At 61.3% G+C, this 14895-nt stretch carries 11 protein-coding genes and 1 pseudogene; 4 read left to right on the top strand and 8 right to left on the bottom strand.

Features of this window, described 5'->3' with window-relative positions:
* Window positions 1-232: 232 nt before the first annotated feature.
* The 5 genes from betA to speB form a co-directional block, all read right to left on the bottom strand.
* Window positions 233-1918, bottom strand: coding sequence for a choline dehydrogenase (gene betA, locus V7S54_RS31885; protein WP_336409942.1), 1686 nt, complete (start codon window positions 1916-1918; stop codon window positions 233-235).
* Between the two features lie 16 nt (window positions 1919-1934).
* A complete protein-coding gene (locus V7S54_RS31880; RefSeq protein WP_336409943.1) occupies window positions 1935-3398 on the bottom strand; it encodes a cytosine permease in 1464 nt (487 codons plus the stop codon).
* A 1-nt stretch (window position 3399) separates the two neighbouring features.
* Window positions 3400-3567, bottom strand: coding sequence for a hypothetical protein (locus V7S54_RS31875; protein ID WP_336409944.1), 168 nt, complete (start codon window positions 3565-3567; stop codon window positions 3400-3402).
* Window positions 3568-3676: 109 nt separating this feature from the next.
* Entirely contained in the window at window positions 3677-5185 is a 1509-nt protein-coding gene (locus V7S54_RS31870) for an aldehyde dehydrogenase family protein (RefSeq protein ID WP_336409945.1), read from the bottom strand.
* 55 nt (window positions 5186-5240) lie between these two features.
* Entirely contained in the window at window positions 5241-6218 is a 978-nt protein-coding gene (speB, locus tag V7S54_RS31865) for an agmatinase (protein WP_336409946.1), read from the bottom strand.
* A gap of 90 nt (window positions 6219-6308) precedes the next feature.
* Here speB and V7S54_RS31860 point away from each other — a divergent pair, with 90 nt between their 5' ends.
* Window positions 6309-7241 (top strand): LysR family transcriptional regulator, encoded by a 933-nt coding sequence (locus V7S54_RS31860; protein WP_065377486.1) that lies wholly within the window; start codon window positions 6309-6311, stop codon window positions 7239-7241.
* 231 nt (window positions 7242-7472) lie between these two features.
* Here V7S54_RS31860 and V7S54_RS31855 read toward each other — a convergent pair whose 3' ends face one another.
* Window positions 7473-8240: an EAL domain-containing protein gene (locus tag V7S54_RS31855; protein ID WP_336409947.1), complete on the bottom strand. Its 768-nt coding sequence runs from the start codon at window positions 8238-8240 to the stop codon at window positions 7473-7475.
* A 66-nt stretch (window positions 8241-8306) separates the two neighbouring features.
* On the bottom strand, window positions 8307-9041 hold the full coding sequence (locus V7S54_RS31850) for a hypothetical protein (RefSeq protein WP_065377488.1): 735 nt from the start codon (window positions 9039-9041) through the stop codon (window positions 8307-8309).
* Window positions 9042-9321: 280 nt separating this feature from the next.
* On the opposite strand from V7S54_RS31850, the gene V7S54_RS31845 reads away from it, so the two are divergent.
* Window positions 9322-10707 carry a sensor histidine kinase gene (locus tag V7S54_RS31845; RefSeq protein ID WP_336409948.1) on the top strand — a complete coding sequence of 462 codons (1386 nt, stop codon included), beginning with the start codon at window positions 9322-9324 and terminating at the stop codon, window positions 10705-10707.
* Window positions 10708-10712: 5 nt separating this feature from the next.
* Window positions 10713-11354, top strand: a complete 642-nt coding sequence (locus V7S54_RS31840) for a response regulator transcription factor (protein ID WP_336409949.1) — start codon at window positions 10713-10715, stop codon at window positions 11352-11354.
* Between the two features lie 49 nt (window positions 11355-11403).
* On the opposite strand, the gene V7S54_RS31835 is transcribed toward V7S54_RS31840, so the two are convergent.
* Entirely contained in the window at window positions 11404-11862 is a 459-nt protein-coding gene (locus V7S54_RS31835; protein WP_336409950.1) for a hypothetical protein, read from the bottom strand.
* Between the two features lie 1648 nt (window positions 11863-13510).
* Here V7S54_RS31835 and V7S54_RS31830 point away from each other — a divergent pair.
* A pseudogene (locus V7S54_RS31830) lies at window positions 13511-14895 on the top strand (DUF5801 repeats-in-toxin domain-containing protein); the annotation flags it as partial.

Genomic DNA, 14895 nt, shown 5'->3' with positions numbered 1-14895 from the left:
CTATGCCAGCGTGCCCGCAGAGCGCATGCGGTCCTATCTCGACCGCTTCGCCGAGGCGCTTCCCCGGCCTTGAGGGTGCTGCAGTCGTGCCCCAAGCGACCAGCCGGCAAAGCGGACCAGGAGCCCGCGAAAAAGCGCCTCTATGAAGAGCGCCCAATCGCGCGGCTCCTCGGGATTGTCCAGATCCCGCCGGGCAACCACATAGCCGATCCCCCGCAACATCGCGGCCGCCTCAGTGCCGAAAGGCACGCAGCGGTTTGCCGCTGCGCTGGGTGACGCCGACGCCGGGAGCCGCGCCGACCTCCGCATTGGAGGCAGCAAGCAGCGGCTTGCCGCGCACCATGTCTGAGCCACGCTCGGCGAGCATGATCGTCGGCGCGTTGAGGTTGGCGTTCGGCTCTGCCGGGAAGACGGAGCTGTCGATGACCCGGAGGCCGCCGATGCCGCGCACCCGGAGTTCGCTGTCGACGACGGCCATCTCGTCCTCGCCCATGCGGCAGGAGCCGCAGGGGTGGTAGGTGCTTTCCATGGTCTCGCGCACCCAGGCGTCGATCTCGTCATTCGTGCGAACATTCTTCCCCGGAGCAATTTCCTCGCCACGGAAGCGGTCAAAGGCCGGCTGGGAGATGATCTCACGCGTCAGCCGCAGGCAGCGGCGGAAACCTTCGCGGTCCTCCTCCCGGTCGAGATAATTGAAGAGGATATCCGGCTGCTCATGAGCCTCCGGCGAGCGCAGCCGCACATAACCGCGGCTCTTCGGCTTGTTCGGCCCCGTCAGCACCATGAAACCGTGTCCGTCGAGTGGCTTCTTGCCGTCATAGCGCATCGCAGCCGGCAGGAAGTGGAACTGGATATCCGGCCACTGAAGGGAGGCGTCGGAACGGATGAAGCCGCCGCTCTCGAAATGGTTGGAGACCGAAAGCCCCTTCTTGAAGAGCAGCCACTCCGCACCGATCACGGCTTTGCTCAAAAGCCCCATCTTGCCGTTGAGCGTGATCGGCTCCTTGCAGGCATACTGGATGTAGACCTCGGAGTGGTCCTGCAGATTCTCGCCGACGCCCGGCAGATCGTGCAGCACTTCGACGCCCGCCTTTTGCAGCACGGCAGCCGGGCCGATGCCGGAGCGCTGCAGCAGGTGCGGCGAGCCGATCGGGCCGGAGGAAATCAGCACTTCGCGGCTTGCCTTCGCCACGACTCGCTCCCCACCCAGCTCGTATTCGACGCCGACGGCGCGTTTTCCCTCGAGCAGCACGCACCGTGTCATGGCATGGGTGACAACCGTGAGGTTCGGCCTGCTCATCGCCGGCTTGAGATAGGCATTCGCCGTCGACCAACGCACGCCATCCTTGACCGTCATATGCATAGGGCCAAAACCTTCCTGCATATGGCCGTTCGGATCCTCGGTGGTGATGTAGCCCGCCTCGCGGCCGGCATCGACGAAGGCCTTGTAGAGTGGGTTCTGCATCCGGTTGCCGGCATTGGTCGCAAGCGGGCCGGAAGCGCCGCGATAGGCGTCGCCCCCGTCCTGCCAGCTTTCGGCGCGCTGGAAATAGGGCAGGCAATTGGCATAGCGCCAGCCGCGCGCGCCCAGTTCCTCCCACTCGTCGAAGTCACGGGCATGGCCACGCATATAGACCAGTCCGTTGATCGAGGAGGAACCGCCGATGACCTTTCCACGTGGGCAGTGGACCCGGCGCCCGTCGAGGCCGGGCTCCGGCAGGGTCATGTATTTCCAGTTGTATTTCGTGCCGTTCATCGGAATGGACAGCGCGGTCGGCATCTGAATGAAGATCGACTTGTCGCTGCCGCCGTATTCGAGGACCAGGACTTTAACGGCCGGGTCTTCCGAAAGCCGGTTGGCGAGCACGCAGCCGGCCGATCCGGCGCCGATGATGATGTAGTCGTAGGTATCGCTCATGGCGGTCATCCCGATATTACGGATAGAGGCCCCAGCCACGCCCGCGGGCGAAGAGCCGGGTCAGGACATAGTGGATCGCGCCGGCTGCAAGGCAGGAAGGCACGGAGGCGGTGAGGTACTTGAAGGCCGGCAGGCTTGCGAGCGTCTGCGGATTGAAGACGAGCACGTAGACCCCGAAACCGACGGCAAGGGCAAAGAGGCCGATGGGATTGAAGCCACCCCAAAATCGGTAAGGACCGTTTTCCTGCGGGCCGTGCAGGCTGCGCATGTCGAGCTTCTGGCCGCGCAGGAAGAAGTAATCGGCAATGCCGATGCCGGCGAGCGCGGAATTGAGCGCCGAGGTCCAGACGAGGAAGATGAAGAAGCCGTCATACATCTGCGGATAGAAGACCACGAGGCCGAGCGGGATGACGCAGAACAGGAAGAGGATCGCCCCCCAGGAGATGGCCCGCACAGATGCCGTGCCTACCTGCCGCAGACCGACGATGGAGGTGTAAAGGATGTTCGCCATCGAGGTCATGTTGGCGAAGGCGACGAAGAGCAGCGCGATGATGCCGATGATCGGGCCTGCGATCTTGGTCATCCAGATCGTTGGGTCGCTGTCGCCGAGTGCGACGGCTGCGAGCAGGCCGACAATTTCACCGAGGGCTGCGGCACCGAAAATGCCGAGGATGTTCGGCCAAAAGGCGGTGCGTTCGTTCTTGGTGAGGCGGGCGAGATTGCCGATATAGGGCCACCAGGAGAAGCCGGCGGCAAGGTTCACTTCGATCGCGATGATGAAGTTGAGCGTATTGTCCTCAAACGGTGGGGAAAGCGCCGGCATCGTCAGCAGTTCGGAGAAGGAGCGGTGCTGGAGAATGAGGTAGAGCATCACGATCATCAGGATCACCAGCGCGGGCGAGACGACCATGTTGAAGAACTTGATCGAGGTCGGCCCCTTGGCGACGATGAACCAGGTAACGAGGATGGCGCCGACGGCGGCGACGATCATCTTGATGCCGGTCGGGTTGGCGGCCTCGCCGGAACTCAGCGCCGTCAACCCGTCGATCGAGCGGCCGAACATCATGGCCAGCACCGCAAGCCAGCCCATGGTGAGCACCACGACGGCCAGCACATAGACGACGCGGCTGCCGTTATAACCGAACTGGCTGCGCAGCGCGACGAACTGCTCGATGCCGTAGCGGCCGGAAAGCGGCGTGGTGGCAAGTGCCGTCAACATGACACCGGCGATATTGCCGATGATGATGGCGGCAATGCCCTCCTTCGGTCCGACGAAAAGACCGACGGAGCCGCCGATCAGGAAGGCCCAGGTGGCGATGGCAAGCGCCGAATTGGCGTAGGTGAATTCCCAGAAGCCCCAGAGCCGTTCCGAGGGCAGAAGCGGTGCATCGCCGCGTTCGGCGGCGGCACGGTTGGCGGAAACTTCCTCCCGTTGGATTTCTGCGGCGGCAAGCCCGCCATTGGCGACGTGGTCGGTCATCTCATGCCCCCCAGAACCAGGAGCCGAGGACCAGCACGAGCGTCAGCACGGTCATGGCGGCATAGTCGAGGATTGTCATCGTGCCTTCGAAGCGGTGACCCGCCTCGATATCTTCATAGATGCGGGCACGGCGTCCCAGTTCGTTCTGCCAGGCAACTTCGTTTTCCATTTTTCGTTCCCCTATCGCGTCGCGCCTTCGGCGTCTTTCTGCGATGAAAGGCGGCTCCATCAGCCACCGGTGGTGCGAAGCGGCCGCCCATGGGCGGCGGCCGCAAGGCTTATGGCAACGTGATCCACACCGCCTTGGTCTCCATGAGGTAGTCGAGTTGCTCCGGCCCCAGGTCCTTGCCAAAGCCCGAGGCCTTGAAGCCGCCGAAGGGCATGGAGGGATCGATCGTGCTGTGGGCATTGACGTAGACGGAGCCCGCATGCAGGCGCGGGATGAGCGTGTGCACGCGCGACAGGTCGTTCGAGTAGATCGCGGCGGCAAGGCCGAACGGCGTGTCGTTCGCCAGCGAAACTGCGTCCTCCAGCGTGTCGAAGGGGCTGGTGACCAGCACAGGCCCAAAAATCTCTTCGCGCACGATGCTCATCTCCGGCTTGCAATAGGCAAAGATGGCGGGTTCGATGAAATGGCCCGGTCGGTCGGGGCTGCCGCCGCCATGAATCAGTTCCGCGCCTTCGTGGCGGCCGGCCTCGATATAGCCGGAAACGACCTTCTTCTGCTGCGCCGAGACCATGGGGCCGATGTAGCAATCACGATCGAGGCCTGGCGCGAGCTTCAGCGTGCGGGTGACAGCGACCAGCTCTTCGAGGAAGGCATCATGGACCGACCGCTGGACATAGACGCGGGTGCCGGCATCGCAGACTTGGCCGGAATTGAAGAACACGCCGTTTGCCACCGCACGGGCAGCACTTGCCAGATCGGCATCGTCGAGCACCAGCACCGGTGATTTGCCGCCGAGTTCCAGCGTGACGTGCTTCAGATTGCCGACCGCCGTGCGGCCGACCTCCTGCCCGACCGGCGTCGAGCCGGTGAAGGTCACCTTGTCGATGCCCGGATGGGTCGACATGGCCGCGCCGATGACGCTGCCCTTGCCGGTGACGATATTGACCACGCCATCGGGAATGCCTGCCTCCTGCACCAGTTCGGCAAAGCGCAGTGTGGAGAGCGAGGTGAGTTCCGCCGGCTTGACGATGACGGTGCAGCCGACAGCAAGGGCAGCTGCAAGCTTCCACGCCATGGTCTGCAGCGGAAAGTTCCACGGCACGATGGCGGCGACGACGCCGAGCGGTTCCTTGCGGGTATAGGCGAGATAATTGCCGGGGATGGACGGCTCGACGGTGCGGCCGTGCAGCTTTGTCGGCCAGCCGGCGAAATAGCGGAACGTATCAACCGTGCCCTGGATATCGATCTCGCGGGCGAAAGTCACCGACTTGCCCATGTCGATGGCTTCGATTTCCGCCAGCTCGTCGGCATGGGTCTCGATGAGGTCGGCAAGGCGATGCAGCAGCCGTTCGCGCTCGAGCGGCTTGAGGAGACGCCATGCGCCGCCATCGAATTGGGCGCGGGCAGCGCGGACGGCCCGGTCGAGATCGTCCGTGGTGCCCGAGGGGGCGCGGGTGATCAGGCCGCCGGTGGAGGGCTCAAAAATGTCGAAGGTCGCACCATTGCCGCCGTCGACCCAGGCGCCGCCGATGAACATCTTCTGGGGCTTGGCCAGAAACCGCCGCGTCGCATCGCTGACGCCGTATTGATCCAGATAATTGCGGACGCTTTCGTCCATGTCGCTTCCTCCTTATCGGCCGCCGTGGGCGCGCCGGCCCTCCCAGGGTCTTCGATTAGCGTTTTTCGGCTCTTGCATGGATGACGCGGCCGATGAGGTTCATAAGAACCTGCGCGGCCAGAATGGAGGTGCCGCCGGTGTGGTCGTAGTCGGGGGCGACCTCGACCAGGTCGATGCCGACGATGGTTCCGCGCTTGGCGAGCGCCGCCAGGATCTCCAGCACCTCGTAATAGATGAAGCCACCATGCGACGGCGTGCCGGTGCCCGGCGCGATCGAGGGATCGAAACCGTCGATATCGATGGTGACGTAATAGCGCGCGCCGGCCGGGATGCGGTCCACCACGGCGTCGGTGCCGAGCACCCGGATCTGACGGACCGAAAGGATGTCGGAGCCCATCTTGCGGGCATCCTCATAACCTTCCTTGGCGGTGGAGGAGACGTTGCGGATGCCGAGCTGCGACAGGCCGCTGACATAGGGCTTTTCCGCCGCGCGGCGCATCGGGTTGCCGTGGCCGTAGCGCACGCCATGGCGCTCGTCGACAAAATCGAGATGGGCGTCGATCTGCACGATGTGGATCGGACCGTTCTTCTCGCAGTCGTCGGCAAAGGCATTGACGCAGGGAATGTTGATGGAATGATCGCCGCCCAGCACCACCGGCAGTGCGCCGGCGGCCAAAATCTTGCGCACGCCGAACTCGATATTGGCATGGCTCTTCATCGTGTCGGTGTGGACGATATCGGCGTCGCCGATATCGACGATCGAGACCGCGCCGCTCGGAAGATAGGTGACGTCGTCCTCATGATCGTAGGCGCCGCCGTGACCGAAGGAGAACAGGGTCGAGGCCTCGCGGATCGAGCGCGGTCCGAAGCGGGTGCCGGCACGCCACTGGGTGCCGCAGTCGAACGGAGCGCCGAGGATCGCCACGTCGGCGTCGATCGCGTCCCAGTCCGGCTGGTAGGGATATTTGCCGAAGGTGCAGATGCCGACAAACGGCAGGTTCAATCGTCCGGTTTCATAGGAATTGCTGGTCATGTGTCTCCTCCACAGGTGAAGGAGTGTGCGGAAGGCCGATACGCTTAAAAATATCTATGATTGGATGTTTAGTTGTGACTTAATCAATGCATGATCAACAAGGTTCGCCACCGCGTTCTCAACCTATCGCTCGGCGATGCCGAGCTCCGGCTGCTGCGCGTCTTTGCCTCAGTCGTGCAGCACGGCGGCTTTTCGGCCGCCCAGACCGCGCTCGGCATGACGCAGGCGACAATATCTACCCATATGCGCCATCTGGAACAGCGGCTGGCCTTGCGCCTTTGCACCCGCGGCCGCAGCGGTTTCCAGCTAACCGAGGAAGGGCGGCTCGTCTATGACGCGGCGCTCGAGCTCTTCGGCTCGCTGGAGAAATTCCAGAGCCGCATCGGCGAGGCGCAGGGTGAGCTCTCCGGCAATCTCAGTTTCGGCACCGTCGATGCGATGATCACCAATCGCGAACTCGACCTTCAGGGCGCGCTCGCCAGCTTCCATGCGAAAGCGCCGCGCGTGCATCTGGAAATCGATGTCGCAGCACCGCAGGTGCTTCACCAGGGGCTACTGAACGGCTCCTATCAGGTCGTGCTCATGCCATCGGTCGGCAGCGTCACGCCGCATGTCCGCAGCCAGCCGGTGTTTTCCGAAGTCCAGAAACTCTACTGCGCCGAGCGCCACCAGCTCTTTGCCCGCCCCGACGAAGAGCTCACCGACGCGGTGCTGGCATCCCAGTCCTTTGCCGGCCGCACCTATATGCTCAACGAGACGATCTGCGGCGTGAACTTCACCTGGGCCGCCGCAACGCCGCATATGGAGGGCACCCTGCTGCTTCTGCTTTCCGGTGCTTACATCGGCTTCCTGCCCGATCATTATGCAGAGGAATGGGTGCGCACCGGCCGCCTCAGGGTCCTTGCCCCCGAGCGCATGACCTTCGAGGATATGTTCCATATCGCCTATCCCCGCAACAAGCCTTCACGTGCGGCCGAAACGCTGGCAGAGGCGATCACCGAGAGCGTGCGAAAGCCGCACTGATGTTTTCCGCTGGCCCCGGAAAAACGGCTCAGCCCTTGGGCAATTTCGAGCGACAGATTGCTGATCTCGACCTCACCGCCCCGCGGCTGAGGCCGGCTCCACCATTTGCGCGTAAAAATCCCTTTCGACTCCGACTCCCGTCGTCGGTCGAGGTCTACCTTGGCGACGAAGTCCCAGGCGTCGGCCGACTTTCAGACGGAGGCGCGGGCGTCCGCGGGCCCCCTCTTTCTCTCAGCAAACCATCATACTTGAGTGATCGTGCACTTCTCCGCCAAATAGCGGAGTGAGGGTAGGTTCGGAGAGCAGAAACCCTTGAACATGTGTTGCTCCCGCGGCCTGCGCAGCTTCAAACTGCGCATAGGTTTCGACGCCTTCAATGACCACGACCGGGGCGACACAGGATGCGAGACCGACCATGTGCGAGAGAATGCGCTCCGCGTCGTCACGACCCAGACGCAAAAAGAATCCGTCGATCTTCACGATGTCGACGGGCAGCGACAAAAGCGCCTCGGGTGTCGAAAACCCAGTGCCAAAGTCGTCGACGGCAATCCTGTAACCAAGGGCCTGTACACTTTGAAGAAACCGGCCGGCCACCGGAAGTCCCGATACGGGCAGACTTTCCGTCAACTCGAGCACAAGCCGCGATGCAAACCTCGTATTTGCAGACAGCAGATCGAAGAGAAGTGCTCTGTTGCGTTCGTCGGAAATACTTTCGACTGAAATGTTGCACCCGAGGACGCCGGATGGCTGGCACGCGAGCCAGTCAAAAGCGAGGGCGAGCATATGCCTGTCAAGCGCGGCAACACGGCCTGCCGCCTCCAGATAGCCTATGAACTCGCTGGCTGCCATGATCTCGCCATCGGGCTTGACGAGCCTTCCCAGGCATTCCGAGTAAAGGACCCGGCCGACGTCGGCGACTGAGTTGATGTGTTGAAGCGAAAAGCCGACACGTCCCTGTTTCATTGCGTGGTCGAAGGCTTCTGCAACACGATCAAACATTCGAACTCCGCTGGGTTTGGCAACCGGCCCGACAACAATCACCGGAGCCGGCTGCCTGTCTTTGTTTTACTGGACGCTTTCTACTTCCGGATCAGTTTCTACTTCCGGGTCCGTCTCATCCACCGTCGATGGCGGCAGCGTCTCGCGGATTTCATCGATCTTGCCGACCGCAGGGCCAACGCCGAGTATCTCCTTGGCTTCATCGACCATACCGTCAGTCACCACACCGTCCTTGGTGAAGCTGGCAAGCGCATCACGCAGCGCTTCGTCACTCAGCGCCGGGTCCGTGGGGATGGCATCCTCACCGTTTTCAGCCTCAAACTCGGCATAGGCGATCGCATAGGCCCGAACCCCGGCCATCTTGGGATCGTTCGAATTGAGGTAAGCGTGGTAGTTCCGGTTGAGCGAACGAAAGCCCGGCGCGTTCCCCGGCGTTACCGGTTCAACAACCGGATCCAACTCCACCGGCGCCGATTTGACGACCTTCTCGGCCTTCGCCGGCTTGGACGCTTTTTCCTTGCCGCTTGATGTGTGGGTCTTCTTATGCGATTTCTCGCCGGATTTGTTTCCCTTCGTCTCCTTGCTTCCACGCGCATTATCGGACTTGCCGTGGCCGGAACTGCCACCACGGTCACTGCCGTGGCCGCCACCATGGTCGCTACCGTTTCCGCCACCATTGCCGCCGCCGTTGCCGCCCTTGGCATAGGCGAAACCGTTCAGCCCCAAGTTACTGCCAGCCACCGGCGCGATTGCCAGTGTCAGTGTCATGATGCTTCGCGCGATCAGTCTCGTCATGGCCATGAGAATCTCCTTATTCCAACTTGCTGTTCACTGTCCTTTCGCGGACTCAGGCGAACTATCATTGATGCACGGACGATATCTGTGCCCCGGACACGGCGCCATTGGCCCCAGACCATTGCCTCCGCGCTTGGGACTTAGGTCCGGGCCCAAAGCATCAAAGGTCCGATCAAGCTCGCGTCGATCGGTCTGCCATTGACCGCGTTTCGAGAGTGGTTAGGTTGAGCTGGGCTTGCTACAATCGTCGCGCCGCGCGAGCCGGCGGCCCGATCCGAGAGACCTGGTGCGCTTCAATCAACTTATCACCCGCTGGAATTCTCAATCGCTCGCCAGGCAGTTTCTGCTGATCGGGGGAGCAGTCTCGGCATGCGCCATGGTGTTGATCGGAGCCTTTGTTTCGAACCGGATCGAAGATGCGGTCACCCGGAACTCGGCCGCGACGACTGCACTCTATGTCGATAGTGTGATTGCGCCGCTGCTGCCCGACATGCAGAAAAACGAAGTCCTAGACGGGACCGTGGCACGCGCGCTGGATGAGACCCTCGGCCAAGGCGCACTGGGTGAGCGGCTTCTCTCTTTCCGCCTCTGGCGCGCGGACGGCACGCTCCTCTATTCGAGTGATCGGGCCGCTGTCGGCACGAAGGTTGAGCTCAGCGGTGAATTGCAAACCGCATTTTCCGGCAAGATGGCCGCGCGGTTCGATCAGGACGGGGACGTCACGACTGATAAGGGTTCGGGCGTACCGGCGCTTGTGATCTACAATCCCGTACTGCAGCCTTGGTCCGGGCAGGTGGTTGCCGTATCGGAATTCCACGAAGGCGCCAATGAGTTTCTGCAAAGTCTCAATGAGGCGCGCATGCACACTTGGTTGGCGGTCGCGGCCTTCACGCTTGCCTTCTTTGTCGTGCTGTCGGCAATCGTGCTTCGCGGTAGCAAGACGATCGAGAGCCAGCGCCATGCCCTCAAGCAACGGGTCGAGGAGCTCTCGGAATCGCTCGCGCAGAACGAGAAGTTGCGGGGCCGCCTCCAGCGTGCTTCGCAGCGCGCCACGGCGCTGAACGAAAGTTATCTGAGGCGCATCGGAGCGGACCTGCACGATGGCCCTGCCCAACTCGTCGCCTACGCCTCGCTCAGGTTGGATAGTGAAGCCTTGAAGCGCAGCAAAACGCCGGCCGCCACGCGCGACCGCGAAATTACTGCGATAAAGGTAAGCTTGGACGAGGCGATGCAGGAGATCCGCACGATCTGCGGCGGCCTGGTCCTGCCGCAGATAGAAACGGCGGGTCTGACCGAAATCCTGCAGCGGTGCGTAAAGGCGCATCAGCAGCGGACAGGGTCGCCCGTCGAACTGCACTTGACGAAGCCCCCTGAACGCCTCTCGCAGGCGGCGAAGATATGCATCTACCGGTTCGTGCAAGAGACCCTCAACAACAGCTATCGCCACGGCGGCGGTGTCGGACAACGGGTAACGCAGCGAGCGGATGGCGACCGTGTCACGATCGAGGTTGCCGATCGTGGACCCGGTTTTGACCCGGACACAGTTCTGCCCACAAGTCTTGGTCTTGCCGGCTTACGAGAACGGATCGAAAGTCTCGGAGGAACGTTCGAGCTCGTTGTGGCAGCGACCGGTACAACCGTTCGCATGACGACCAGCGTCAAGGAGGTATGACAATTATGGCGTTTCCCATTCGCGTTGCTATCGTGGACGATCATCCCTTGTTTCGGGAAGGTGTGACGCGGAGCCTGTCGGAGATCGAGGGCTTTGAAATTGTCGCCGAGGGCAGCTCGAAGGACGATGCCACCCAGATCGCGGAGAGGCTTGGACCGGATATCATGCTCATGGATATCTCCATGCCCGGTGGTGGCCTGGAGGCCATACCGGCGATCCTGAAAATCGCCCCATCACAGAAGATTATCATGCTCACCGTTTCCGAAGACGGCGATGACGTGACAACTGCACTGGATCGAGGTGCCACCGGCTATGTGCTGAAGGGCGTCGGTGCCAGAGCGCTTGCCGAGGTCATTCGCACCGTGGCTGCGGGAGAGCGCTATGTGGCGCCGACCTTGTCGGCCAAGCTGCTGTCCAGCCGGACACCGGCGGCGGGCGGCAAGTCCGGCCTGGTCAGCGGTCTAACGCCTCGTGAAAGGGAAGTTCTGGAATTGGTGGCAGCCGGCATGAGCAACAAGCATGTCGCAATCCAACTGGACCTGCAGGAAAAGACCGTAAAGCATCATATGACGCAGATCATGACAAAGCTGGGCGTCGGCAACCGCACTGAAGCGGCCATGGTGCTACGTGATGCGCGCGAAGTCTGATCCACGTCGAACAAGGATGGCGCAACCGGCTTTGTGCGCCTGCCCTCACCTAATGCAAGAATGAATCTATCCGTTTTCTATCGTTTGCCGTCGCGCGACGGTTGATGATGGTGCGTCCGCGGGCATCCTTCATGATGTAGCGGCCATTCGCAATCTCTTCGGTAATGCCGCCTTCGTGGCGAATGCCGACATCCTGCCCAGTGGCCTTTGCGTTCCCACGACTGGAGCTGTTGGACTTCGAACTCCCACCGCTGTTGCCGCCAGCATTCCCGCCTCCGCTGCCGCCACCGTTTCCCCCACCATTCCCGCCGCCGTTGCCGCCGCCGTTGCCGCCACCGTTCCCACCATTTCCGCCCCCGCCTCCATTACCATTGCCATTGTTGGCGAAGGCGGCCGTCTTGACGATCGTAAGCCCGGCGCTCGACGTTTCGAGGCTGTAGGGTAAGGAGATGGCGAGGGTGCAGACTGCCGGCCAGAATGCTGTCAGGATCATCCGACGCGTGATCATAATGTCTCCAAGGCCATTTCGTGCGCAAGCGCACTCAGCGCGGCGGGCAACGAACCGACTTTGCCCTTGACCGAGACGCACAGTCAACTCGCTCCAGCAAAGATCCTGCCTGCACAGGACCTTTCCCTCAGCCCGGCTGGACCTTCGTCCCATCCAAGCCAGACTATGGTCGGAAGACCGGGCGGCGTGCCGCTGGCGCGATCTGGCGGATCAGGCAGGCAGGCGCGCTTGAACCGGCCTCTGGCTTAACAGTTGTCGGGTTGAGCCTGACGCCGCCGTCTGGTTAAAAAAGACGGCTCCCTGAGGAGCCGATGAGGTAAGCGAAGGGGCCAAATGTCAGGATCGCCGATCTGTGACGGCTCCTGGTTGACCCCATTTGAAGGGCATGCTGTTCGGGCGGGGCTAAAAATTCATCGATTGCCGCGCCGGCGTATGGTGCTTCTCCAAAAGGTAGAGTGGCGCCAAAGATTCCGTCATGGGACTTCAGTCTCACTCCTCGCGGCAAAGGTCTTAGTTCGGTTGTCGCGAGTTCTGGTTGCCCTAGTCTTCCTGTTCAGCCCATGGCACTTCGGCCCGTAACCGCCATGGGAGGGTAGCGGCTTCAGAGCGGTCCTATCGTCCCCGCCCGACGGCTCTGGTGCCGCTGCCCGATCCTTCCCGGAGGAGAATTTCAGTACTTCTGACGACGGCGCTGACGTTGTCGTCAACGTACTTTCGAAACCTCTCATTGCGGCGCGCGATATGTGTCCGGGAATACTCGTTCTGAACGGCAAAACTCTCGCCTGGCGGGAATCCCAGAGAACAAAAGCCTATCGGTCAGGTCTCCCCTTCCCTTGAGGCTCAGGCGTTCATTGCGATAAAAAGAGAGCCTCTACCCGCTAAGGAAGAGGCTCAGTCGGTGCATGCGATTGGCCTCCGCAGCGGGGACTGCATCGAGGGTGGCAATCGCAATGAGAAAAGGGTGACTGAGGCGTTGCCCAAAGACAACTTCCCTAATGGGACTAGCCCTGATCAGCCGAAGGTATAACCGGGCGACGCCCGGTTGAGGATTAGATTGCTTGTCGGCCTCGTTGGTGGGGCCCGTCCCATATAAGACCTAAGTCCTATCTGCGCCGGCATAGGTCCTACCCTGCTTGTTGCGCAATTCAATCCCAGAATATCCTAACTACAACCATGGCGTCATCCACCGCCACGGCCGCAAACGTGGTTCCAGAGTCGCTTGTGACGCCTTTCCGGGCGACTCTGGACCACAGCGCCAAACTGCTCGCAGGTTCATTAATAGTAATTAAGAATCCGAACCTGCCGCATGTCATCTCTGCTTTTCGCTGGGACATGTATGCCGGACGGCTCGACCGTTCCGCCGCAACGTTATCGATGCCCTTACGCTGATCCAACTTCGCGAAGCGGCACAACTTCTGATTTATTAGGTAGTTCTTATGGATGACTTGAAGGCCCCATACAAGAGGCGTAGCGTCCCAGTCTAAACCAGGTGCCTCATTGTAGAGCATCTAACAAGGCGTGATGAGAACACGCATAAGGGGAAAATTTACCAGAACAAACCTGCTTTTCCGAAGTGGATAGAGGCCCTGACGCTTGAGGGGCCCTATCCCTTTTATTTGGCCAATTCATTTCGTGGAGGATAACTTCGATGGCACTGGACATCCAGACTCAAGACATCATCATCGACGAGAGCATCGGTCTTCAGGACGACGATATTAACCCGTCCGGCAACACCAACCCCACGCTGTTGTATCTCCTGGGTCTTGACGATCCGGGCGGGCTGACCTCACCGGAGGTCGCCCACCAAGCCAACTTCGTGCAGGCCTCGGCGAGCGCAGGGGAAACCATCTCCGGGATCGTTCTCGCGCAGGATGCCTCCGGCACTCCCTTTTCCACCACCGTCGGCGTGAACAGCGACCTTCGCACGGTCGATGGCAACTATATCTGGCTGTTCCAGGATCCAAATAATGCAAACGTCGTGATCGGCGTCATTGGGACCTCCGACCCGGACGTCCCGCCCGCTGCTGACGGGCCGCTCGCCTTCGCGTTTGGGCTGGATCCCACAAGCGCTACCAATGCGGACCTTTACCTGGTTCAATACGTGCCGTTGTTCCATCCGGATCCGGACCAAGTGGACGAACGTATCGATCTGACTGACCACGTGTTTGCCTCGGTCACGGGGACTTCCGTGCTCAGTTTCTTGGGGCAGAACGCCGCGTCCGGCAATCATGATTTCTATGTGATCAATTCGTCCACTGACGCTTCCAAGCAGCTTCTCGTGACAGGTTTCGTGGCAGCAGCAAATGCCACCGCCAACGTGAGTACACAGGGATTCGGCATTGGTAACCAAAGCATCAATCCGACCGAAACGCTGCAATGCGATTTTGTCACCGGCGGCAATCTCCCTGCGGGCTCTGGCTCCCAAATCCAGTACGGCAGCCACCTCGATAATGTCACGCAGGCGGGGTTCACGATCAATCAGATCACACCTTCGGCCGAGACTAGGCGGGTGGATATCACGATCAGGGCCTTCGACAATACAGGCAACGAGCAAGGCTCGGACTACTTCAACGGCACCACGACCAACCCCGTCGACATCACCAGCATCAAGTTGACGGGCACGTCCGGGTTCGCCACCACCATCACCGCCGATGGCACTTATGCCACGGCAAGCGGCGATGTCACCATCTCTGGGCTTACCGGCACCGGGAACGCCGTCACAATCACTGGGCTGGATAACGTCACGACCGTCGATTTCACCACCGCCACCCAAATGGACCGGCTGACGGTTACGGGGGTCGATTCAAACGAAGGCTGCGACATCACCGAGTTCCATTTCACGTCGCAATCCACCAACGCCCTCACCGAAGAGGTCGGCTCGTTCATCAACTTCGATGACTCTGGGCCGACGCTTGAGATCACGGCCGCACCGGTGGTTGGTGCCGCCGTGGTGGTCGAGGCGAGCGGGGCTGGCGGGCAGGACGAGGTGACGATCACACCCCCGACCTTCGACGCCAGTGCGGTCGACGGCCA

Source organism: Ensifer sp. CCNWLY38 (genome assembly GCF_037120565.1).
Classification (GTDB): domain Bacteria; phylum Pseudomonadota; class Alphaproteobacteria; order Rhizobiales; family Rhizobiaceae; genus Ensifer; species Ensifer adhaerens_H.
This window is presented reverse-complemented; position numbering and strand designations above follow the sequence as displayed.